The following is a 21,681-nucleotide window of genomic DNA, read 5'->3' on the forward strand; positions in this document are numbered from 1 at the left end:
TCGGACGCCGTTCGTCATCGCCTCTCCGGAAGCGGCGCCGGTTGCCGCGGGCCGGCGCGGCCTGCAGCTATTTCGCGCCGATCGACGCCTTATAGGCTTTCAACTGGCTGTCCTTTCCAAGGTCGTCGGTAATTTCATCCCAGCCTGTCTGGATCGCTTTCATGGTGGCGTCGGCATCAAGTTCCCCGGCGAGAAACCGCGCCACCGCGGTATCCAGTACGACCTGCTCGTAGCGCTGATTCTGCGGGATACGCAGATCGATGATCATATTCGGGCTTTGCAGACTGGCCTTGATGGCGCCGAGGTAGGAGGCCGCGGCCGCGTCGCTCATGCCGGACTTCTTCCAGATCGACATGTCCGTGAACTGCGATCGGCGATACGGGTTGAAACCAGTCGCACCGATCGTCACGTCAACATTCGATTGAGCAGGCTGGCTCATGTACGAGAGAAACGCGTACGCTGCATCCTTCACCTTGGGATTGGCCTTGGCATTGATCCCGCCGGACCACCCGCCGAATGCTGCAAAAGGCGCATGGTTGACGCCGTCCACCGCATACGGGCACGTAGTCTTGTCGCACGCAACCAGCTTGCCGGTGTCACGGTTCAACACCTTCGTCGAGCCGGGCAGGATGACCGCGCCGACCTTGTCGATCACCTTCGACTGCTTCGGGTCGATCGCCAGCACGCCGACGTCGCCCCAATCGAGCGTCAGCGCGCAGTGCCCTGAAATGAACGCGCTGCGCGTATCGCCGACGTCGAGATTGATTTCGTTCGGCGGCCCGTATTGGGTCGATTCCTTGTAGACGTTCAGCGCGGCCTTGAACGCATCGTTGTTGACGAGCGGCTTGAAGTTGGTCGGATCGAAGAAGGCGCCTTGCGCCGTCCCTTTCGACTGGATGTAGCCACCCGCAATCGAGATGATCGCCCAGTACGCCTGTGCGTTGCGCTTCTTCGAAATACAGGAACCCGCAACCGGTTTGCCGTCGCCGCCGAATACCTTGCCGTTCGCCGCCTTCGCGATGCCCAGGTAATCGTCCCAGGTTTTCGGCGGCTGCTTGCCGAGCTGTTTCAGGATGTCGGTCCGGTAATAGACCATCTGGAAGTCGCCGTCGAGCGCGATCAGATAGGTCTTGCCGTTGAACCGTTCCGAAAAATCGCGGAAGAACGGCATGACGTCGTCTTCCTTCAGCGCCGGATCATGGGCGACGCGCGCCGACAGGTCCTCGAGGAAGCCGCCCTTCGTATAGTCGACCATCCATTGCGGGGCGAACACCGCGGCGTCGACCGAGTTCGTACCGGAAGCCCAATCTGTCAGCAGCTTCTGGTACAAGTCGGAGAACGGCACGGTCAGAATGTTGACTTTGGCGCCCGTGAGCTTTTCGAAGTCAGGCGCACGGCGCTGCAGCGGCTCCGCGATTTGCGGACCCACGAACGTCATCACATTGACGGTGACGCCATGGAAATCCTCCGCAGCGAGCGCATGCCCCGCTGCCATGAACCACGCGGCTGCGAGGGCGGCAGCCACGCTTGCACGTTTGACGAGTTTCATTTTTGTCTCCTCCATACCGAGTTGACTACGCTGCGCCCGGCGGCTGGCGAGCAGCCCAGCCGATGCGCCCGGACTGCGGCGGTCCGGAGGCTCCTATGAAGACTCGTGCGAAGGCCGGTCTACTCCTCGAACAGATCGGGCCGTTCGCTGGCAAAGCGCCGCAACTCTGCAATGACTTCATCCAGATGACGGTGCATCGCGTGGGCCGCAGCTTCGGCGTCCCGCTCCGCGATCGCCTCGAAGATGCGCACGTGCTCCTCGAGTGTGTGAATATGACGTTCCGGAGTCCCCAGCAACTGGCGCGCACGATCAAGCGCGCCGCGCGACGTGGCGACGATTTCCTTTACGCGAGGCAAGTCGATAGCGTCGAGCAGGATCTCGTGAAAGGCGAGATCGAGCGGGTGAAATTCATGGGGCAATCCTTTGGCCACGGCCTCGCGTTGCTTGTCGAGGTTGGCGGCGAGCGCCTCCAGAGTCGCGTCGGAACGCGTCGACGACAAGCCGCGCACGGTCTCGACTTCGAGCGCGCTGCGGATGAACAGATGCTGGCGGATGTCGTGAATCACGATCGGCTTCACACGCGTGCCGCGTTGCGGCAACACCTCGACGAGCCCAGCGGTTGCAAGCTTCGCAAGCGCCGCCGACACGGGAAAACGCGATACACCCATCCGTTCGCAGACCGCCTGCTTGTCGATCATCATTCCCGGCTCCAGCGCCAGCGTGACGATAGCCTCGCGCAACGCCTCTGCCACGGCGTCGGTCAAACGACTCCGTTCCCCGCCCTGCAGTTTCTGCAATGCGGCATAAGGGTCGATGGCCGCTGACTTCATGGATCCAGAGGCTCACGAAGAGCTTGATTTACGACTAACATGCTAGCATGCTAGGTGGTGAAATCAGCGCTGTCAACGCGTGCTAACGCTTGGAGTGGGCCTTGTACGCGCTTGCCGGCGGCGCTTGGTGCGAGCCAGGCGCGCGTACCATCCTGACTGCCGCGCCGGTCACCCTAGGGGGCGTCCAGATGACCACGATCACGAACCTGTCCGTTCGGGACATTCGCTTCCCGACCTCCCGCTCGCTCGACGGCTCCGATGCGATGAACGCGGCGCCGGATTATTCGGCTACCTACGTCGTGCTCGAAACAGACTCGCCGGAACAGATCGCGGGACACGGACTCACCTTCACTATCGGCCGGGGTAACGAAATCTGCGTGACGGCGGTGAACTCGCTGGCGCCGCTCATCGTCGGCCAGGCTCTCGAAGACATCGTTGCCGATATGGGTGCGTTCTGGCGCGCCATCACGTCAGACAGCCAGTTGCGCTGGATCGGTCCGGAGAAAGGCGCGATTCACCTCGCGACCGCCGCTATCGTGAATGCCGTGTGGGACCTGTGGGCAAAGACGGAACGCAAACCGGTCTGGAAACTCCTGGTGGACATGAGCCCGGAGGCGCTGGTGCGCTGTCTCGACTTCCGCTACGTCACCGACGCACTGACACCCCACGAAGCGCTTGCGATCCTGCGGCGCCACGCGGCCACCAAAGCCGAGCGCGAAACGGAGATGCTGGCGAACGGCTATCCGGCTTACACGACATCGGCGGGCTGGCTCGGTTACGACGATGAAAAGATCCGCCGCCTCGCTCGCGAAGGCGTGGCCCAGGGATGGACGCACTTCAAGCAGAAAGTCGGCGGCAATCTCGACGAGGACGTGCGGCGCGCGCGCATTCTGCGCGACGAAATCGGCGCTGATCGCAAGCTGATGATGGACGCCAACCAGGTGTGGGAAGTCGACGAAGCCGTCGCCAACATGCGGCGCCTCGCGGAGTTCGATCCGTGGTGGATCGAAGAGCCGACGAGCCCCGACGATATCCAGGGACACGCGGCCATTCGCCGGCGCGTCGCCCCGATCGGTGTGGCGACCGGCGAACATTGCCATAACCGCGTGATGTTCAAGCAGCTATTGCAGGCGCAGGCGATCGATTTTTGCCAGGTCGACAGTTGCCGGCTCGGCGGTCTGAACGAGGTGCTCGTCGTGTTGCTGATGGCGGCGAAGTTCGGTGTGCCGGTCTGTCCGCACGCGGGTGGTGTCGGGCTGTGCGAGTACGTGCAGCACATCGCGCTGTTCGATTACATCTGCGTGTCGGCATCGCTTGAAAATCGCGTACTCGAATACGTCGACCACCTGCACCAGCACTTTGTCGACCCCGTCGTGATTCGCAACGGACGCTACAAGCCGCCGCAACTGCCAGGCTATAGCATCGAGATGCGCGCCGACTCGCTCGACCAGTTTGACTTTCCGCACGGGGCGGCGTGGCGGGCCTGAATTTTTCCCAGGCATTCCCAGAATACCGAACGACCGCCCGAGAACGTACACTCGTCGTTCTTCCCCGTGCTGAGAAAAACTGTGCCCGTTATCACCTGCATCGAAGATTTACGCGTGCTTGCTCAGCGGCGCGTGCCGCGCATGTTCTACGACTATGCCGACAGTGGCTCATGGACCGAAAGTACCTACCGCGCGAATGAAAGCGACTTCCAGCGCCTCAAGCTGCGCCAGCGAGTGGCGGTCAACATGGCGGGGCGCAGCACGCGCACGGAAATGATCGGTCAGGAGTCCGCCATGCCCGTAGCGCTCGCGCCGACGGGCTTGACCGGCATGCAACATGCCGACGGCGAAATCCTCGCTGCACGCGCGGCGGAAAAGTTCGGCGTCCCCTTCACTTTGTCCACGATGAGCATCTGCTCGATCGAGGACGTCGCCGCCGCGACCAGCAAGCCGTTCTGGTTCCAGCTTTATATGATGCGCGACCGCGATTTCATTGTGCGGTTAATTGAGCGGGCTCGCGCGGCACGCTGCAGCGCCCTGATGCTCACGCTGGACCTGCAGATCCTCGGCCAACGCCACAAGGACATCAAGAACGGGCTGTCGGCGCCGCCTAAACTGACCGCGGCAAACCTGATCAATCTGGCGACCCGGCCGCGCTGGTGCCTCGGCATGCTCGGCACCCGGCGGCGCACCTTCGGCAACATCGTCGGTCACGCAAAGGGTGTGGGCGATCTATCGTCCCTGAGTTCGTGGACCGCCGAACAGTTTGATCCGGCGTTGAGTTGGGCGGACGTCGAGTGGGTCAAGAAGCTATGGGGTGGCAAGCTCATTCTGAAGGCTCGTCGGCGGAATCTGTGGGTGGTTTGATGCGATTCATGAGGGACAGAGGAAGCGATAGAGTTTCTTGCAGGTAGCGTCAAAGGCGTTCTGCTCGTGCTCGGAGAGGTGCCTCGAAAGCGGGCCACCGAACTCGTGGATCTCATTGAGAAGCAGTGTGCGGGCATCCATGGCGGCTAAGTCCGGATCGACGTGACGGACTTCGATGAGATGGCCACCAAGCATCCAAAGGTGATCGCGGTGGCGGTGCAACGTTTTGCGGGCATAGCCGTGGGTCAGCAGGTGTTGCAGGAAAGGTGTGAAGACCTTCACGAGCGCCTGTCCGAATGGGATGTCCTCGTCCTCGAAGCGCCATGAGGCAGGCCAGTTCTGCAAGTCCGGGACGTAGCGCTCCAGTGCGTGCGGATCTGAGGTAACAATAGCGTCTTTACTGATTCCCGCGCGCTTGCTAACCATGTTGCTGACCCGCCTGCTCAATGCCTGCCATCATTTTCCCGGCTTCGTCTATGAAAGTGCCCGACTGTGCGAGCAGTCCAAAACCATCGAGATCGACGTGCGGCCACGCAAGGGTTCGAAGCCGATCTGTTCGTGTTGCAACCGGCCTGGCAGCGGCTATGACACGCTCGCATCGCGTAGTTTCGAATTTATTCCGATCTGGGGCTTCGCGGTGATTTTGCTGTACGCCATGCGCCGCGTCGACTGCCGTGAGTGCGGCGTGAAGGTCGAGACGGTGCCGTGGGCCATCGGCAAGCACACGCTGACCAAGGCCTACATGCTGTTTCTCGCGCAGTGGGCACGCAAGCTCTCCTGGAAAGAGACAGCGCAAAGCTTTCGCACCAGTTGGGAGAAGGTTGCCCAGGCGGTGGAGTGGGTGGTCGACTGGGGGCTGGCCCATCGCGAACTCGGCACCATCCGCGCTTTGGGCGTCGATGAAATCCAGTATGGCCGAGGGCACAATTATCTCACGCTGGTCTATCAGATCGAGGCCAGCTGCGTGCGCCTGCTTTGGGTTGGCCAGGAGCGCACGAAGGAAAGCTTCGCAAAGTTCTTCGTCATGATCGGCAAACGGTTGTGCGAGCAGGTCGAGTTCGTCTGCTCGGACATGTGGCGGCCCTACATCGAGATGATCGCACTACATTGCCCCAACGCGCTGAACATCCTCGACCGCTTCCACATCGTTGCCAAAATGAACAAGGCGATCGACGAGGTTCGCGCCGAGGAAGCTCGCCGCATGACCCGCGACGGCTATGAGCCAGTCCTCAAGAAGTCCCGCTGGTGTTTGCTCAAGCGGCCAGAGAACCTTACTGACAATCAGCGACTGCGCCTGCGCGATCTGCTGCACTACAACCTGCGCAGTGTCCGCGCCTATCTTCTCAAGGAGGAGTTCCAGCAGATCTGGGATTACATCTCGCCTGTCTGGGCAGGCAAGTTCCTCGATCAGTGGTGCACCCGGGTCATGCGCTCACGCATCGAACCAATGAAGAAGTTCGCACGCACCGTGCGCGCCCATCGAGAACTGATTCTCAACTACTTTCATGCGCGCAAGCAGTTCTCCAGCGGAATCGTCGAGGGTTTGAACAACAAGGCCAAAGTCACCATGAGAAAAGCGTACGGCTTCCGGACGTTTCGAACGACGGAAATCGCGCTATATCATGCACTTGGCAATTTGCCCGAGCCGCCGACAACCCACACTTTTTACTGACGAACCATTCTGAAAGGCATCATGGATGTCGAAGATGCACGCCTTGCCGCCAACAGCGGTGCGGACGCGCTGATCGTCTCGAACCATGGCGGCCGCCAACTCGACGGCGCACCCTCTTCGATCTCGGCACTCCCCGAGATCGCGCGCGAGGTCGGCTCGCGTATCGAGGTGTGGATGGATGGCGGCATCCGCAGCGGACAGGACGTTCTGAAAGCCGTTGCGCTCGGCGCCCGGGGCACGCTGATCGGCCGCAGCTTTCTCTACGGGCTGGGTGCGATGGGTGAGGCGGGTGTCACACAGTGTCTGCAGATCATCCAGAAGGAACTGGACATCACCATGGCCTTTTGTGGCCACACTGACATCCGTCAGGTGGACGAGCGGATCCTGCTGCCTGACAGGCTTTGAGGACGGGCGCGAGGCGCGACAAGAAAGAAGAGCCAGCGCACCAAGGTCGGCTGAATGTCCTGAGCACATTTCGAGGCCGGCCAGAGTCTGGGAGGCTTCAGAATATCCAGCCGGTCTCGTCCACGTTTCAGGCGCTTAGCGCCCGATTGAAGGGTTGCGCGTCAGCTGGCCGGCCGACTGCGAACTCCGTTCGACGCTCGAGCGACGCCTTGCGCTTTTCTTCAGCGTTCGCGATGAAGTCGGACAGTTCGCGCTCCATGGCCGAATCTTTGGCGCCCGGTTTCCACGCCGCGGCCCCATGTCGCCGACGCGTGGTCCGAGCTAGGGCCACCGCTGCCATCGCAGCCTTTGCACATTCGTATTCAACCTGGCCACAAAGGTCGATCGGCTCACCGAATTCGCGGAACGCTTCCACATACTCCCGCGCGGCGTACACCGTTGCCGGGTACTCGCGCAGCTCGGAGATGACTTTGCGGCTCAGGACGTGCCACTGAAGCTTGTCCGGATAGGCAAAAACGGGGATGGACACGCCCTTGCTGGCTTCGCAGTTCATGGGGCCGACCTGCTCCGATGCCGCCCAGGCGGCCTTATGCATCATTGTCCGACAGGTGCGAGCGTAACTTTCCAGCGATAACGCGAGCTCCAATGCAGTGTCGCGTCGCTGACGCTTGCGCGCCCCGGCATCCCTTGCTGAGATCCACGCGAGCGTAATGACAGAGCCGACCGCCCCTGACGCCAGCGCCAAAATCATTGGGGTGTTCCAGTCAAGTCGCTGGAGATATTCAAGCCATTCCTGCCGCATACGATACGCCTCGGGGAAAGAGGTGCTCAGATTATAAGCATCGTTTGCAGAGTATTCAGAGCAAAAAACGCGGTGTGTGTTTTCGCCACAAACGCTTCGATGGGGCGGCGCGCATCTTGACAGCCCGCGCCGAACCAGGGCACTCGTCGGCCCCGCACCAGGAGAGGGGCATCAAAAGATCCAGGCCGGTTCGCGGCTTAAGCGCACGGGTAGAGACGTGGGTCCGAACGCAGGCAATGTGCGGGCGTGCTGCCGCTCCTGGCAAGCACCGTTCGATCGCCAGGCGATCAGCAAGGTGCGGCCAATGTCGGTCGTGCATGATCAACGAATGAATGTCCGTTGACGATCAGCGAACTGCGATTGAATGGACGCTTCTCCCCAATGCGTGGCCCACAGCCGTCGAGCTATCAGTTGGGCAGCCTTTCCTCGCGGCGTAGCGTTAAGACCTGTACGCCCTTTTGGGTCACGGCCACGGTGTGTTCAAACTGCGCCGACAGTTGCCCATCGCGCGTGACCACCGTCCAGCCGTCTTCTTCGGTTCGAACAGATTGTCGCCCCTGGTTGATCATGGGTTCGATGGTAAACACCATGCCTTCGCGCAACAACAAACCCGTCCGCGGCTTACCCCAATGCAGCACTTGGGGCTCCTCGTGCATTTCACGCCCGATGCCATGCCCGCAATATTCCCGTACGACCGAATAGCCATTTTTGCGAGCGTGCCGTTCAATGGCATGACCTATATCGCCAAGTCTGGCGCCGGGGCGAACGGCCTTGATCCCTTTCCACATCGCTTCGTAGGTCACTTGCACGAGCCGTTCAGCTAGTGGAGACACCTTTCCCACAAGATAGGTCTTGCTGGAATCAGCGATGTAGCCATTCTTTTCCAGCGTAATGTCGAAATTAACGATGTCCCCGTTTTGCAGGATGTCTGTCGTGGACGGAACACCGTGACAAACAACATTGTTGCGTGAAGCGTTGAGCGCGTAGGCGTAGCCGTACTGCCCCTTGCTTGCCGGGCGCGCCTTGAGTTCGTTGACGATGAAACTCTCGACCACATCGTTCACCTGCATGGTAGACATGCCGATCAGGCTCATTTGATCCAGATAGCCAAATACATCCGCCAGCAACTGGCCTGACTCCGCCATCAATGCGATTTCTTCGGGTCGCTTGGTCATGTCAAAGCCACCTTGACGGCCTGCGCCACAACGCCCGCGGCTCTCAGTTCACGGGTAGCTATCTCGTTGAAACTCAGCGTCGGATTCATTTCGCACAACATGCCGACCTTGATCCAGAAGGCTGCTTGCGCGTTGATCGACCTGCATGACACTGCGCTTGCCTTACGTATCTGATCGTGCAAGTCGTCGTCGATATTAACAATGCCCACGTTAACCCCATATATACGAAACATATACGGATCATATATTCAAACTATCTGACAAGACAAGCGCTTTATGACATTAGATACGCCGGTTTGCGGATAGCAGCTACAAAAGGTGAGTTGGCGCGTGCGGGTCGAGCGCGCAACGGAGCACCGGCTGTGGTTCTGCAAGCAGACGTCCGCGCCCAGGGCAGATGAGGACCGTTTCCGATCGACGTGGCACGCCAACGCTTCGCATCGGTGCCAGCCCGCGTGTTGATGGAAGCGGTGAAACCGTGCGCCTGCACCGCACGGCACTTCGTAACGGCTGACCTACAATACAAGGATGGTCGCGACCTGATAAGGAGGCTGCCATGGCCCAGTCTATGATTTACTTCGTTGTCGGCTTGGCGGCCTTGTTGGTCGCCGCGTTCATGGTGGCGCAACGTTACAGGCGCGAACACCCCGCAGAAGAGATGACCCAGTGGCTTGATTCGCACCATATGGGTTGGCTGCACCGGCACAAACATTAATGCCGCATCGCAAAATGACGGGCCCCGCATGCCAGCGGGGCTTCGTGCGATACGTCGGAACTTTCGATCATCTGCAGTGTTCTGCTATCTCCGCTGGGGCGGCACTTATGTGACGATGAGCGGCGCTCCGATTTCCGCCGCGATTCGCACAGGGCGCGCACCAGTCACCGGCCACGGCGATGAGCGGGTACGAGACGATGAGGGACTTCAACATGCCCGACACCCGTCTCAAGCACTTTGCAAAAGCGGCTCGGGCACGGGCCTCGCGCTGCTTGGCGGCACTCTCGCTAACGTTGCTGATCTTGCCACCGGGACCGCCATACATCGTTGCTGCCGAGGATCACGCCATGACCTTGACGCTCACGTCGCAAGCCTTCCGGCAGAACGGCGAGATTCCCGCGCAGCATACCTGCCAGGGCGCCGATGTATCGCCGCCGCTCGAGTGGTCCGGCGTGCCCCCCAACACAAAAAGCCTGGCGCTGATCGTCGACGACCCTGACGCGCCGGACCCGGCCGCGCCGAAAATAACCTGGGTACATTGGGTGCTCTACAACATTCCGCCGACGGCAACCCGGCTGCCCCATGGCGCTACTGCGCAGGCTTTGCCGGGCGGAACGCTCGAAGGCATCAATGACTTCAGGCGTGCCGCTTATAGCGGCCCGTGCCCGCCCGTGGGACGCCACCGTTATTTCCACAAACTGTATGCGCTCGACACCGTCCTGCCCGATTTGAAAGGACCCAACAAGGCGGCGCTTGAAAGGGCCATGCAGGGGCACGTACTAACGCACGCGGAACTAATCGGCACCTATCAGAAGCGATGAGCGGCGCGTCGTTGCATGAATCGGGATCGAGGGCCAAGTAAATCCAGTGGTGCCGACGTTATACACGTGGCGCAGGCAGAACCCGGCCCGATTTCGGTCACTCGGTGATGCGGTCAAAATGGTCAACAATTGTCCAGCACACTTGAAGAACTGCGGCCTGCGCGTTTGGGCATCGCAGGGAAGCGGATCGATGCCCTTCAACGCCCTGCTCGCCCCCACTCTTTGCCGACTTCTACGTGCCCGCTATGTGACGTTGCGGATGCTGCAAGGCAGCCGCAATCGTGATCCGCCGGCAGCTATTTTCCCGTCGCGTCCCGACTCACGAGCGTCGAAGCGCGCCTTTCTATTTCACTGGCCGAAATAGAGACCTTCATTTTCACGCAATTAACAAGGACGGAGGCAACTCGTACATTGACTACTCCCAAACCAACTTGATGGAGTTTCAAATGGCACGCGTCGCGATCCCCACGAAAGAACAGGCGCCCGCAAAGGCGCAACCGATCCTTGCGAATTACGAGAAGGTCCTCGGCACGATTCCGAACTTCTTCGCTCTGATTTCCCAGTCACCGGATGCCCTGAAGGCGATCGCCGATATGCACGGTACGCTTGGCAAGAGCTTGGGCCACGGAACGCGCGAACGCATTCACATCGCCGTCGCGGAAGCCAATGGCTGCGACTACTGTGTATCTGCCCACACCTACTTGGGCGGCAAGCTGAGCGGCCTGACACAGGAGGACATGGAGCTCAATCGCGATGGCCATTCCAACGACCCGAAGGCCGACGCGGCAGTTCAGTTCGCCCACCGCGTGGCGAAGACGCGCGGCCACATCGACGCCGGCGACTTCGAAGCCGTGCGTGCCGCTGGCTTCTCCGACGCGGAAATCATCGACATCGTGGCCGAGCTCGGGTTCAGCTTCGTGACCAACCTCTTCAACAATACGTTCAAGACCGACATCGACTCTGTGTTCCCCGTCATTCACACCAAAAGCAAGCCGACTGCTTGAGTCCAGGCGTGAACGTGTTGGCTACCCGCTGTTCGCGGTAGCCAGGTGGGCCGCCATCGGGTACCGCTTCCTGCTTCAGATCCCGATCGGCCCACGCACCAACTTGTGATGCTGCTGCAGGAAATGCCGAAGACGTGGACGCCTCGTTTCCATATGACCGTTTTTCATTGAAGCCTTTCGAGGCCGCATGATCTCCAGAAACGCACCATTGCACCGCCCCTGAGGGTACCGACATGAATGATCCCGTTGAAACAATCCGTCGCTTCTACGCAAAGCTTGCCGAGGGTGATGCTCCCGGTGCGCTAGGCCTGATGTCGGCGAATATCGAATGGAATACGATGTGGCATTACAAGGTGGACGGAAGGGGCCCCGAGCGAGTGGCTGAGGGACTTTTCAGGCCGCTCAGGGCGGAATGGTCGAGCTTTTCACTCGAACCAACTGAATTTTTCTGTGAAGGAAATACCGTCGTTTCTTTAGGTCGATTCGTTGGGGAACATGGTGGCACTCGCAAGCGGGCGGAAGCCGCATACGCTCACGTTTGGTCCGTAGAAAACGGTAGGATCACGCGCTTTCGTCAATATATTGACACCCTTGCAGTCGCAGATGCACGCAAGTCTTAAGAACACAGCTCTACTGGATGCTCCACGGTAGCGCGCTTATGTCGGGCCGCATTGCAAGGACAACTCACCCGTTTGAAGTCTGGGACTTCACCCGTCGATCCGCTGCGCTCTGCGCGGCAGCGGCGTTGGGAGATAGCATAACTAATCGTCCCTGGCAAAAGCCACACGCGCTGGTTCATACCTATTACTCCGCCTTCGGGCGGCGCCTGGAAAATTCATGAAAACATCTTCCGATAACCTGCCGGGCGCCGCCGAAGTGCAGTTGGGAGACGAGGTCGGATTTTCGCTCTATGCCACGTCGCTCGCGATGACGAAAGCGTACAAGCCGCTGCTTCAGCCGCTTGGTTTGACCTCCCCACAATACATCGCAATGCAGTCGCTTTGGGAGAGCGACGAGGTCACCGTCAAAGCCTTGTCGACACGCCTTTCTCTGGACCCAGCAACGATAACGCCCCTCCTTAAGCGACTCGAATCACAGGGACTGGTCAGCAGGACCCGCGGTGTCACGGACGAACGCCTGGTATTTGTTAGCCTGACAACGAAGGGAGACTTGCTCAGAAACAACGCGGCTCTGATACCTGCTGCAATTACCGAAGCGACCGGTCAAAGCAGCCAGGTGCTGCTGCGCTTGAAGCGCGATCTCGATCAGCTTCGCAGCAGGCTGTAGGGCGCCACGGCCTGACGGGAGTGGCTGCCTACAGCGCTGGCCGATCAGGTAGCGCAGCCTGAGCGGCGGAGATGAAGGCCCTAACGCTTTGAGATTGCTGCCGGCCGCCTTGATATACCAGGCTTACGGGAAGCACCTTCTCGTCAGCGTTCGTCAGGACCTTGACTAGCCGCCCATCGGCCAGTTCACGCGCCACGTGATAGGAAAAGAGGCGCGCGATACCGAGGCCGCCCATTGCGGCTTCGATCGTCGCATCGACGCTATTAGTCAGAAACCGCGGTTCAATCTGGCTCCGGCTGCCCGCGCGTCTCCACTCCTCGTTCAAGCTGGCCGTTTCGAACGCAATCAGGTGGTGCGTCGACAAATCGGCTTCGCAGGCTGGCGCTCCACGTCGTGCAAGATAATCAGGGCTAGCCACCAACACGCGCTGAACGCTCGCAAGGGGCACCGCTCGCAGCGAACTATCCGGCAGCTGCCCAATACGCACACCGATGTCGACACCCTCCTCTGCCAGGCGGACAACCCGATCAACGAGGATCAGTCGTACCGACAGATCCTGATACTCACGAAGAAGGTTAGCGACGATCGGCATGACATGCATCCGGCCGAAGAGAACCGGCGCGGTTACCACCAGCAAGCCATGAGGTCCGGAATTTCCTCCTCGAACAGCCTCCGCAGCATCCTCCAACTCGGATAGAGCATGCCGCGTGCGCTCCAGGTAGTCGCTTCCCTGATCGGTCAGCCGTACCGAACGTGTCGTTCGCCTGAGCAACGTCACTCCGATCTCCTGCTCCAAAGCGGATACAGCGCGCGACGCTGCCACGGGCGTGATGCGGAGTTGCCGTGCGGCTTCGGCAAAACTGTTCAAATCCGAAACCATATGGAAAACCCGCATGCAGTCAAGTCGATCCATGAAAATGCCACTGAAAGTTTGGAAGTTGCTACGGACTGGCTGTCGCCCCCCACCGCCTGATGCTGATCGGGGACACCCGGACGACTTGTTCGCCGAGGCCCGGCAGTGCAGTGCCCGTGGTTCCAGGAGCCGTTGTCGCCGCCGCCATGTGACGACGTTTCGTATACCGAAGAGATCGCTTCTGCGCTGCGAGCGAAATTCGCACGAAGGTGGTTCCAGACAACGTGCAAACGAACGAGGTGGATTTCCAACGATGGCGATATCCGTTTGATCTTGACTGCGGCAACGCCTAGCAGCAGGGATGCGATTGCAATCGCATCCTTCGTTGTCAACGTACCGGGCGGCGCTACGAGGGTCGCGGCAAAGATCACCGTGCGCATCGCGAAGCACCACCTCCGGGCCCCGCCGAGATCGTCGCACAGCACCTCATAACCGCGGTCCGATTGCTGTCTCTTTTCGGAATCGTGCTGGGTTGTTGCTAATGCCGCTGTTGCAGTAAGCATTTCTTCGTCCTTCGATCTTTGGTTTGTGGGTTACGGCCGGCTATCGCATCAGGGGATCCAGCAGGTGCCGGTACACCACTCCTGCTCAATCTGCGAAGACGGCTTTGATCTCGGCCGCGACCTGGCATTTGTTCTCGTCGAGCACGAAGTGCCCGGCGTCCAGCCAAACAAGTTTGGCGTCGGGAAGATCTTTGATATAAGCCCGCGCTCCAGGTTGAATGAAAAACGGGTCGTTTTTCCCCCAGATGATCAGCGTCTTCGGCTGGTGCTGTCGAAACGCCCGTTGCCAGCTCGCATAGAGGCCGACGTTCGACTGATAGTCATAAAGAAGATCGATCTGGTAGTCCTGCACGCCCGGGCGATCCAGCAGCGCCTGATCGAATACCCAGTTGTCGGGATTCACGGCGCTCGGGTCCTTTGCGCCGACGAGCCATTGAAACTTCGTGCCCTCTGCGCTGATGAAGTCGCGTGCGGGTTTTTCGGTTTCAGGCGTACGGTTCTCCCACAACGGGAGGAAAACGCTTTTCGGAGCATCACCGACACCTTCCATATACGCGTTGGTGTTCTGAATGATGAAGCCTTTGACGGCCTCGGGACGCTGCGTAAAGAGCCGGAATCCGACCGGTCCGCCGTAGTCATGCAGGTAGAGAATGTAGGAATCCAGCTTCAACGCTTCAGTAAGGCCCGCAACGTGGTCCGCGAGATTGTCAAAGGAATACTTGAACTCGTCGCGCGAAGGCGCGTCGGAATGACCAAACCCGATGTAGTCCGGTGCGATCAGATGGAATCGATCGGCGAGGGCTGGGATAAGGTCTCGGAACATATGGCTGCTGCTCGGCAATCCGTGCAGGAGCACAATTGTCGGGAGTTTGGGGTCGCCGGCCTCGCGATAGAAAACCTTGCGTCCGTTGACGGTGGCCGTGCGATGAAACGTACGATTGTTCATTTGTCGGATCCTCTTCTGAAGGCGTCCCGGTAGCCCGCCTACCGTTTGACGCGTTGAGGGCATTCTGCGTGTTTCCGATTTCGATGAGCAGACGGTAAAATCGGAAAGCGCCCTCTCGTTTATTGGAAGACCGTGGATCGATTCGACGCGATGTCCGTGCTGATTGCCGCCGTGGAGAGCGGCAGCTTGTCGAAAGCCAGTCGTCAGCTTGGGCTCCCATTGGCGACGGTAAGCCGAAAGATGGCCGACCTGGAGGCTCATCTGAAGGCGACGTTGCTCGTGCGCTCTTCTCGCGGCCTCGAACTGACGCCGGCGGGCCGGTCATACCTGAGCGCAGCCAAATCGATCCTTGAACAGGTTGTTGAGGCAGAACGCGCTGCCGCAGGGGAATACCTGGAACCCAAGGGAGATCTCGTCGTGACCGGACCCAACATGTTTGGGCGGATGCACGTGCTGCCTGTCGTCACGAGTTTTCTCGCCGCATATCCGGATGTGTCGGTCGGCCTGATGCTAACGGACAGGGTGACGCATTTTCTGGACGATCAAATCGATGTAGCGCTACGAATCGGTGATCTTCCCGATAGCGGACTGGTTGCAGTCCGACTAGGGGCTGTGCGACGCGTTATCTGTGCAAGCCCCTCGTATCTTTCCGCGCGGGGAACACCCGCTACGCCTGACGCGCTTCCTGAGCACAGCGTTGTCTCCTTCGAAAGTGTGTCCTCGGCGAGCAACTGGAAATTCTGGTCGGGCGGATCAGATTTCGATGTGTCGTTCCGCTCGAGATTGAGCGTGAACACGATTGAAGCCGCGATTGATGCTGGGCTTGCCGGCTCGGGCTTGATTCGCACCATGTCCTACCAGATTGCAGAACACGTCCGTCGAGGCGACCTGCAGATTGTGTTGAGTGAATTTGAACCGCCAGTTCGCCCGGTCCATCTGGTTTACGACAAAAGAAATCGGCTGCCTCTCAAGTTACGGGCTTTCATCGACTTCGTGGTGCCTCGATTGCGAGAGCGCATTGCTGACGCCGCTCTCTAGCACCGACACTTTCCGCTTATCAATGTCGCTTTTGCCGTCCGAAGATCGCGCGATCTATTCCGTTCGGCAACCACATTGATCGAGCACTATCCCCGGGATCTGACGCAGCCGGTGTTGACGGGCCGACGGCGCCAGGATCTTGCTGTTATCGCGCCACGGTTGCTGGATTGTTTCAACTACAGTGCCAGAAGCGACGATGCACATCCGCGACCATCCGTGCGCCTCCCTTTGACTTCCCCGCGCGTCGCGTTGTCAATACCGTCGTCCTCGCATTGCAGGACACACTTTACGCATCGAACCCAAGGGAATGACCGCGGCTCTTTTTCAGGTCGTTGAGGACAAGCCGCGGACTGGGAGACGCATATCCGAAATGCATTGACACATCCCTCGGGGACAATTACTTTCCAATAATTGGGACAGATTATCCGGCTGATTCCCCGTGACCCGGGCTAAAGCAGTTGCGTCCACTGGACCGCACTGCATGCGCAGTGGACGTATATTTGGCAATCGCGGCAACATTCAATGCGCAGAGCGTTTTCACTTCTTGTAGTAGCAATTGCCGCATTGGCGGGGGCAGTTCAGGCGGCGCCCGCCACCCGGATCGGTGTGGTGCTCGCAGGCTCGGGCCTGAATTTCTGGGCGGCCATGAGCCAAGGCATGCACCGTGCCGCTGAGGATTTCCATGTCGAACTGGTAATGCGCAGTCCGTCCGACGGCATGTCACTCGGCGCGCAACCCAATATCCAGTTGAGAATGATCGACTACCTGGTGAAGAACGGCGTCGCGGGTATCGTGTTGGCACCCGAGCCACTTCAAGATGTAGCGACTCCGATTTCGGTCGCGGTTCCCACGGTACTCGTCGACCGGGCCAGCACGGATTACAAGGCGATTTCCATCGTCAGCACAGACAACTACGCGGCAGGTAGAACGGCGGCGATGAGTCTGGTACCTGTCCTGCACAAGGGCGCCAGAATTGCGGTGCTGAGACTCGCGCCGACTATCAGTTCGACGACCCAGCGTGAAGAGGGTTTTTTGGCGGTCGCAAGTGAAATGGGGTGGCGTGTGGTCATCGCCCCGTATGTCGGGTACCAGTTTCGCGAGACGGAAGCACGGGTGCACAAGGTCCTGTCCGGTGACGTAGGACGCCTCGACGCGATCTTCGCGCCGAACGAGACGACGGCCTATGGGGCCTTGCGCGTCGTCGAAGAGATGCCCGCAGGCACGCGTCCTCGTCTGGTCGTGTTCGACTGGCGCCCGGAATTTCTGGCGGCACTGGAACACAGCGTGGTGTACGCGGACATCATGCAGGACCCCTACCGTATGGGTTATCAGTCGGTCGAGACGCTGATCGCCGCCTTGCAAGGCCATCCGCCTCGCGCAACGATATTTATCGACGTGGTGACGGTGACACGCGCAAACATGAATGAACCGGCAATACGTGCCGCGATTGCCAACTACAATCGATAGCGACTAGTGAAAGGGCTTCAGGTCTTATATGAAGCAAACAACGATGGGAGCGGCATACAGGTCAACAAGTGTCACGCCTGCGCCCACTCGCTTTCTCGCGCATCCTGCCGAATAGAGCTCGTGAGTATTGCACTTCAAACTTGAGACAACATCCATTCCCGAAATCGCCTCAAGCTCGGTTGGGATTCGATACGCTCGGCAAAATAGCAAAGATAGTGTCCATGGTCGACGTCGATCGGTGCCGTCAGAGGCTCTACCAGGGTGCCGGCGGCCAGGTCATCGCGCACAAGGAAGGCCGGGATGAGGGCAAGCCCGAGGCCTGCCTGGGCTGCCTGGATTAGCACGGAATATTGCTCGAACCGCGGACCTGCGAGCACATGCATGTCGCACACGCCGTAGCGCTCCGCCCATTGACCCCATACCCGTTCAGCCTGACCGTGTAACAGCCGGGGCGCGCGTGCTGCGTCTTGCGGCTGGCGCAGCGGGTTTCTATGCCGGTAATCGGGCGCGCAGACTAAAAGAAAAGTGCGCCCGTCGATATAGTCGCATTGGACTCCTTCCCAGCTGCCGTCGCCATAGCGGATGGCTGCGTCCAGATCCAGCGGAAACATATCGCCGTGTGCAAGGTGCCGACTGAAACTGATCGTGACCCCCGGCGTACGAGACAGGAAATCCGGCAGCCGGGGAATCAGCCATTTCGTCGTGAACGTCGGCACGCTTGCGATTGTCAGCAAGTCGCTCTGTCCGGCGGCGCTCATCAACTCAAGCGACGCGTTGCCTATCTCCCGCAACGGATTGCCCACGCGTGCGCGGTAGAGGTTGCCCGCCCGGGTAAGAACAAGCTCGCGGCCATCGCGAATGAACAACTGCACGCCGAAAGAAGTTTCCAGGCTGGCGATCTGCCGGCTTACGGCGCTGGGCGTGAGGCCCAGCTCACGCGCTGCCCTGGAAAAGTTCAGATGTTTGGCGGCGCTTGTGAAGGCGAGCAGTTCGGTGACGCTCGGGTATAGGTGTTTCATCGGCGATTTGGCTTCGAAGTGTTCCGGATGCGCACAACGCAATGCGTGTTTTGTATCTTTTTTTCATGACGGCGCCATGTCGTGTCCGCACACTTGCGAGCAATTTGAAACCCTTCGCCGGGCTTCAGTCCGCCTCAAGAGGAATGCTTGCATGCAATCGCCCACCGCCCCGGCCATCCGGCCTCCTGTTCCAGCTCGTCACAGCAGCGGCCGCTCTGCGTCGCTGCAGCGCGCTGCGCTTCATGTCGTGGTCGTGCTCTTTGCGATCTACATGCTGCTGCCGATCGCCCTGCTTCTGATCGGCGCGTTCGGCGAGACGTGGACCAACACGTTGCTGCCGACCGGCATCACCGGACACTGGTTCGCGGAGCTCGCCGCCAACGCAAGCTTCCGCCGCGCTTTCGGTGTAAGCCTGATGGTCGCACTGGCTTGTTGCTGCGCAGCCGCCCTAACCGGCTTGCCGCTCGCGTATGCACTGCACTACCGCTCTCTAGCCGGGCGGGGCATAGCAGCTCGACTGATCGCGCTGTTGCCGGTGGGCGTGCCCGCGCTCACGCTGGGTTTCGGTTATATCGCCGTCTTCAGCGGCGACACGCTGCCATGGCTGGGAACACTGCCGTTGCTGATTGCCGCCCATACGGTGCTGACGCTGCCCTACCTGACGCAAACGCTGCTCGCCGACCTGCGGCACCTCGATATCGAGCGCCAGGAAGCATGCGCGGCGACGCTCGGCGCCACGCCGCTGCGGCAGTTCTTCACGGTCGCGTTGCCCAACCTCCGGCAGAGCCTGTTCTCGGGACTGGTCATGGTGGCCGCACTGTCGATCGGCGAATTTCAGGTGTCCAACCTGATCGCCGGTTTTCGCTACCGGAATTATCCAGTGGTGCTGCTGCAGGCGTTTTACGGTGCGACCGGTATCGCGTGCGCCGCCACCGTGGTGCTGCTTTGCCTCGCTGTGATCGCGACGCTCGTATCGATCCACGCTGTTCAACGATTGAAGTGAAACGATGAGCCTCCATTTCGAAAACGTGAGTTTTACTTATCCCGGCGCGCAACACGGTATCGAAGCCGTCACGCTGTCGGTCGCCCCCGGCGAGCTGCTCGCCGTGATGGGGCGCAGCGGGTCCGGCAAGTCGACGATCCTGCGGTTGACGGCGGGTCTGCTGGACGGCTATCAAGGACGGATTGCGATCGCTGGACGCGACGTTGCGGGCATTCCCGTGTGGCGCCGCGATGTTGGCATGGTGTTCCAGCAATACGCGCTGTTCCCGCATCTGAACGTGTTGGACAACGTGGCCTACGGACTGCGGATGCGCGGCATCGATGCCGCGAAACGCCGGGCTCGCGCGCTCGATATGCTCGAACGCGTGGGTCTTGCCGAACACGCCGGGCGGCGTACGACCTTGCTGTCGGGCGGGCAACAGCAGCGCGTCGCGCTGGCTCGCGCGCTCGTGTTCGAGCCAAAGGTGTTACTGCTCGATGAACCGCTTGCGGCGCTCGATGCAGGCATCCGTCAGCAGCTACGCGACGAGATTCGCACGCTGCAACGCGCATGCGGCGCCACCACCCTGCTGGTCACGCACGACCAAGACGAGGCGTTAAGCCTCGCGGACCGCGTGGCCGTGGTCGACGGCGGGCGTGTCTTGCAGGTGGATACGCCAGACCGTCTCTACGACCGGCCGGTAACGGCACAGGTCGCGCGCTTCGTCGGTCATTCGAGCATAGTGCCGGGACGCGTGATAGCGAACGGCACGGTCGACGTATCTTTTGCGCTGTTGTTCGCCGATACCCGCGCTTTCGTACCGGGCGACCGGGTCGACGTACTGATTCGTCCCGAGCACGTGCAGCCCGATCCGCCAGCGACCGCAGTCAACCGGCTCGCCGGCCGCCGCGCCGAGGTGCGCTACTTCGGCGCGACGTGCCGTTATGACTTCGTTCCGGATTCCACTCATGAACCGCTTTTGTGCGAAGGACGCCGGCTTGCCGAACACGCGATCGCCATCGACCCTGAACACTTGCACGTGCTGCGCGCGCAAACCAGTCAATTTTGCTAATTCACCTTGTTTGACGGAGAACCAGAATGCTTGCAGGGCTTAGTCTTATGTCGCAAGTCCGCCGTATCGCCGGCGTCGCTTATGCGTTGTCTTTACTGACTGCCGCGTCCGGCGCTCATGCCGGGCCGGCTGCGCCGCTCTACCCTGGAGAAGACGCGTTGTACGCGAAGGCGGCGGACGAGGGACTCGTCGTGTCGTTTGACACCGGTCCCGAATGGGCCAACTGGAAGGCACTGTTCGCCGAGTTCAGAAAGCGCTATCCGAAAGTCGAAATGACGTACAACGATATCGGCTCGGCCGCGACGGTGGTGGCGCTGGACAAGTCGCGGCGGCATCCTCAGGCCGACACCGCCTATTACTTTGCCGCGTCCGCGCTGGATGCGGCCAACAAGGACGTGGTGGCGCCGTTCAAGCCGCTCAATTTCGACAAACTGCCACCAGAGTTTCGCGAGCGCGATGGCCGCTGGTTCACCGTTCATTCGCTGAATATCGCCTTGCTGGTCAACCGCAAGCTCGTCAAGGATGTCCCGCGCGGCTGGGCCGATTTGCTCAAGTCTGAGTACCGCAACTCGGTTGTCTATCTTGACCCGCGTTCGACCGGTCAGGGCCAGGTCGCGGTCTTTGCTGCGGCGTATGCGTTCGGCGGCAGCGTCGACAATCCGAAGCCGGGTACCGACTTTTTCGGCAAGCTGCGCGACGCGGGCAACGTGATGCGCGTGGAAGGCACCACGCCGTACGCAAAGTTCATCAAGGGCGAGATTCCGATCCTGATCGGCTACGAAAACGACGGCCTCAAAGCGAAGTACGCCGACGGCATGGGCGACGCCGTCGAGGTGGTGATCCCGAAGGAAGCGACGGTCTGCGCGCCGTATGCCATCAGTCTCGTGAAGAACGGCCCGAATCCGAACGCGGCGCGTCTCTGGTTGAACCTTGTCATGAGCGACGTTGGCCAGGCGCTGTTCGCGCAAGGCTACGTGCGTCCTGCGGTGCCGGATGTGCAACTGTCCACGGACATTCGCGCGAAGATGCCCGACGTGCCGCAGGCGCATCCGCTCGACGTGGTGAAGGCTGCGGCAAAGAAGGCGGAAGTCGATGAGTTGTGGGCGCAGGCCGCGCTCGCAAGATAA

At 60.2% G+C, this 21,681-nt stretch carries 22 protein-coding genes and 2 pseudogenes; 14 read left to right on the top strand and 10 right to left on the bottom strand.

The window, feature by feature from the left end; translation table 11 throughout:
* Positions 1-67 precede the first annotated feature (67 nt).
* Positions 68-1,549, bottom strand: a complete 1,482-nt coding sequence (locus CJU94_RS33750; RefSeq protein ID WP_095423017.1) for an extracellular solute-binding protein — start codon at positions 1,547-1,549, stop codon at positions 68-70.
* Positions 1,550-1,668: 119 nt separating this feature from the next.
* Complete coding sequence (locus tag CJU94_RS33755; protein WP_095423018.1) at positions 1,669-2,379, bottom strand: GntR family transcriptional regulator; 711 nt, start codon at positions 2,377-2,379, stop codon at positions 1,669-1,671.
* A gap of 188 nt (positions 2,380-2,567) precedes the next feature.
* Between CJU94_RS33755 and CJU94_RS33760 the strand changes: the two genes are divergently transcribed.
* Complete coding sequence (locus CJU94_RS33760) at positions 2,568-3,866, top strand: L-fuconate dehydratase (protein WP_095423398.1); 1,299 nt, start codon at positions 2,568-2,570, stop codon at positions 3,864-3,866.
* Between the two features lie 141 nt (positions 3,867-4,007).
* Positions 4,008-4,703 (top strand): annotated as a pseudogene (locus CJU94_RS33765) (alpha-hydroxy acid oxidase); the annotation flags it as partial.
* Between the two features lie 36 nt (positions 4,704-4,739).
* On the opposite strand, the gene CJU94_RS33770 reads toward CJU94_RS33765, so the two are convergent.
* Positions 4,740-5,159, bottom strand: a complete 420-nt coding sequence (locus CJU94_RS33770; RefSeq protein ID WP_095417045.1) for a hypothetical protein — start codon at positions 5,157-5,159, stop codon at positions 4,740-4,742.
* Between CJU94_RS33770 and CJU94_RS33775 the strand changes: the two genes are divergently transcribed.
* Together CJU94_RS33775 and CJU94_RS33780 are read left to right on the top strand one after the other, a co-directional pair.
* Positions 5,158-6,405: an ISL3 family transposase gene (locus CJU94_RS33775; RefSeq protein WP_095417046.1), complete on the top strand. Its 1,248-nt coding sequence runs from the start codon at positions 5,158-5,160 to the stop codon at positions 6,403-6,405. The genes CJU94_RS33770 and CJU94_RS33775 overlap by 2 nt on opposite strands.
* A pseudogene (locus CJU94_RS33780) lies at positions 6,406-6,810 on the top strand (alpha-hydroxy-acid oxidizing protein); the annotation flags it as partial.
* A gap of 127 nt (positions 6,811-6,937) precedes the next feature.
* On the opposite strand, the gene CJU94_RS33785 reads toward CJU94_RS33780, so the two are convergent.
* The 3 genes from CJU94_RS33785 to CJU94_RS33795 form a co-directional block, all read right to left on the bottom strand.
* The gene (locus CJU94_RS33785; protein WP_095423019.1) at positions 6,938-7,612 is read right to left on the bottom strand and encodes a hypothetical protein; all 675 of its coding nucleotides are present in this window, start codon (positions 7,610-7,612) and stop codon (positions 6,938-6,940) included.
* A 407-nt stretch (positions 7,613-8,019) separates the two neighbouring features.
* Positions 8,020-8,787, bottom strand: coding sequence for a type I methionyl aminopeptidase (gene map, locus CJU94_RS33790; RefSeq protein ID WP_095423020.1), 768 nt, complete (start codon positions 8,785-8,787; stop codon positions 8,020-8,022).
* Positions 8,784-8,996 (bottom strand): ParD-like family protein, encoded by a 213-nt coding sequence (locus tag CJU94_RS33795; protein ID WP_095423399.1) that lies wholly within the window; start codon positions 8,994-8,996, stop codon positions 8,784-8,786. Before CJU94_RS33795 ends, map begins: the two co-directional genes overlap by 4 nt.
* A gap of 347 nt (positions 8,997-9,343) precedes the next feature.
* Here CJU94_RS33795 and CJU94_RS41500 point away from each other — a divergent pair, with 347 nt between their 5' ends.
* The 5 genes from CJU94_RS41500 (at position 9,344) to CJU94_RS33815 (ending at position 12,614) form a co-directional block, all read left to right on the top strand.
* A complete protein-coding gene (locus tag CJU94_RS41500; protein WP_167397607.1) occupies positions 9,344-9,502 on the top strand; it encodes a hypothetical protein in 159 nt (52 codons plus the stop codon).
* 347 nt (positions 9,503-9,849) lie between these two features.
* Entirely contained in the window at positions 9,850-10,323 is a 474-nt protein-coding gene (locus tag CJU94_RS33800) for a YbhB/YbcL family Raf kinase inhibitor-like protein (protein WP_095423400.1), read from the top strand.
* A 446-nt stretch (positions 10,324-10,769) separates the two neighbouring features.
* Positions 10,770-11,327, top strand: a complete 558-nt coding sequence (locus tag CJU94_RS33805; protein WP_095423021.1) for a carboxymuconolactone decarboxylase family protein — start codon at positions 10,770-10,772, stop codon at positions 11,325-11,327.
* Positions 11,328-11,560: 233 nt separating this feature from the next.
* Positions 11,561-11,947: a nuclear transport factor 2 family protein gene (locus CJU94_RS33810; protein ID WP_095423022.1), complete on the top strand. Its 387-nt coding sequence runs from the start codon at positions 11,561-11,563 to the stop codon at positions 11,945-11,947.
* A gap of 217 nt (positions 11,948-12,164) precedes the next feature.
* On the top strand, positions 12,165-12,614 hold the full coding sequence (locus CJU94_RS33815; RefSeq protein ID WP_095423023.1) for a MarR family winged helix-turn-helix transcriptional regulator: 450 nt from the start codon (positions 12,165-12,167) through the stop codon (positions 12,612-12,614).
* Between the two features lie 28 nt (positions 12,615-12,642).
* Here the strand turns inward: CJU94_RS33815 and CJU94_RS33820 are convergent, their stop codons facing one another.
* From CJU94_RS33820 to CJU94_RS33825, 3 genes are all read right to left on the bottom strand, one after another.
* Positions 12,643-13,527 (bottom strand): LysR family transcriptional regulator, encoded by an 885-nt coding sequence (locus CJU94_RS33820; protein WP_095423024.1) that lies wholly within the window; start codon positions 13,525-13,527, stop codon positions 12,643-12,645.
* The gene (locus tag CJU94_RS41080) at positions 13,479-14,030 is read right to left on the bottom strand and encodes a hypothetical protein (RefSeq protein ID WP_157763846.1); all 552 of its coding nucleotides are present in this window, start codon (positions 14,028-14,030) and stop codon (positions 13,479-13,481) included. Before CJU94_RS41080 ends, CJU94_RS33820 begins: the two co-directional genes overlap by 49 nt.
* 85 nt (positions 14,031-14,115) lie before the next feature.
* Positions 14,116-14,976: an alpha/beta fold hydrolase gene (locus CJU94_RS33825; protein WP_095423025.1), complete on the bottom strand. Its 861-nt coding sequence runs from the start codon at positions 14,974-14,976 to the stop codon at positions 14,116-14,118.
* Positions 14,977-15,108: 132 nt separating this feature from the next.
* Here CJU94_RS33825 and CJU94_RS33830 point away from each other — a divergent pair, with 132 nt between their 5' ends.
* Entirely contained in the window at positions 15,109-16,014 is a 906-nt protein-coding gene (locus CJU94_RS33830) for a LysR family transcriptional regulator (protein ID WP_095423026.1), read from the top strand.
* A gap of 522 nt (positions 16,015-16,536) precedes the next feature.
* Positions 16,537-17,481, top strand: a complete 945-nt coding sequence (locus tag CJU94_RS33835) for a substrate-binding domain-containing protein (protein ID WP_095423027.1) — start codon at positions 16,537-16,539, stop codon at positions 17,479-17,481.
* 134 nt (positions 17,482-17,615) lie between these two features.
* Here CJU94_RS33835 and CJU94_RS33840 read toward each other — a convergent pair whose 3' ends face one another.
* On the bottom strand, positions 17,616-18,500 hold the full coding sequence (locus tag CJU94_RS33840; RefSeq protein WP_095423028.1) for a LysR substrate-binding domain-containing protein: 885 nt from the start codon (positions 18,498-18,500) through the stop codon (positions 17,616-17,618).
* 271 nt (positions 18,501-18,771) lie between these two features.
* Between CJU94_RS33840 and CJU94_RS33845 the strand changes: the two genes are divergently transcribed.
* From CJU94_RS33845 to CJU94_RS33855, 3 genes are read left to right on the top strand one after another with little or no spacing between them, the layout of a single operon-like run.
* Positions 18,772-19,503, top strand: coding sequence for an ABC transporter permease (locus CJU94_RS33845; RefSeq protein ID WP_244221153.1), 732 nt, complete (start codon positions 18,772-18,774; stop codon positions 19,501-19,503).
* 4 nt (positions 19,504-19,507) lie between these two features.
* On the top strand, positions 19,508-20,554 hold the full coding sequence (locus tag CJU94_RS33850; RefSeq protein ID WP_095423030.1) for an ABC transporter ATP-binding protein: 1,047 nt from the start codon (positions 19,508-19,510) through the stop codon (positions 20,552-20,554).
* Positions 20,555-20,580: 26 nt separating this feature from the next.
* On the top strand, positions 20,581-21,681 hold the full coding sequence (locus CJU94_RS33855) for an extracellular solute-binding protein (protein ID WP_095423031.1): 1,101 nt from the start codon (positions 20,581-20,583) through the stop codon (positions 21,679-21,681).

Source organism: Paraburkholderia aromaticivorans, from assembly GCF_002278075.1.
Taxonomy (GTDB): domain Bacteria; phylum Pseudomonadota; class Gammaproteobacteria; order Burkholderiales; family Burkholderiaceae; genus Paraburkholderia; species Paraburkholderia aromaticivorans.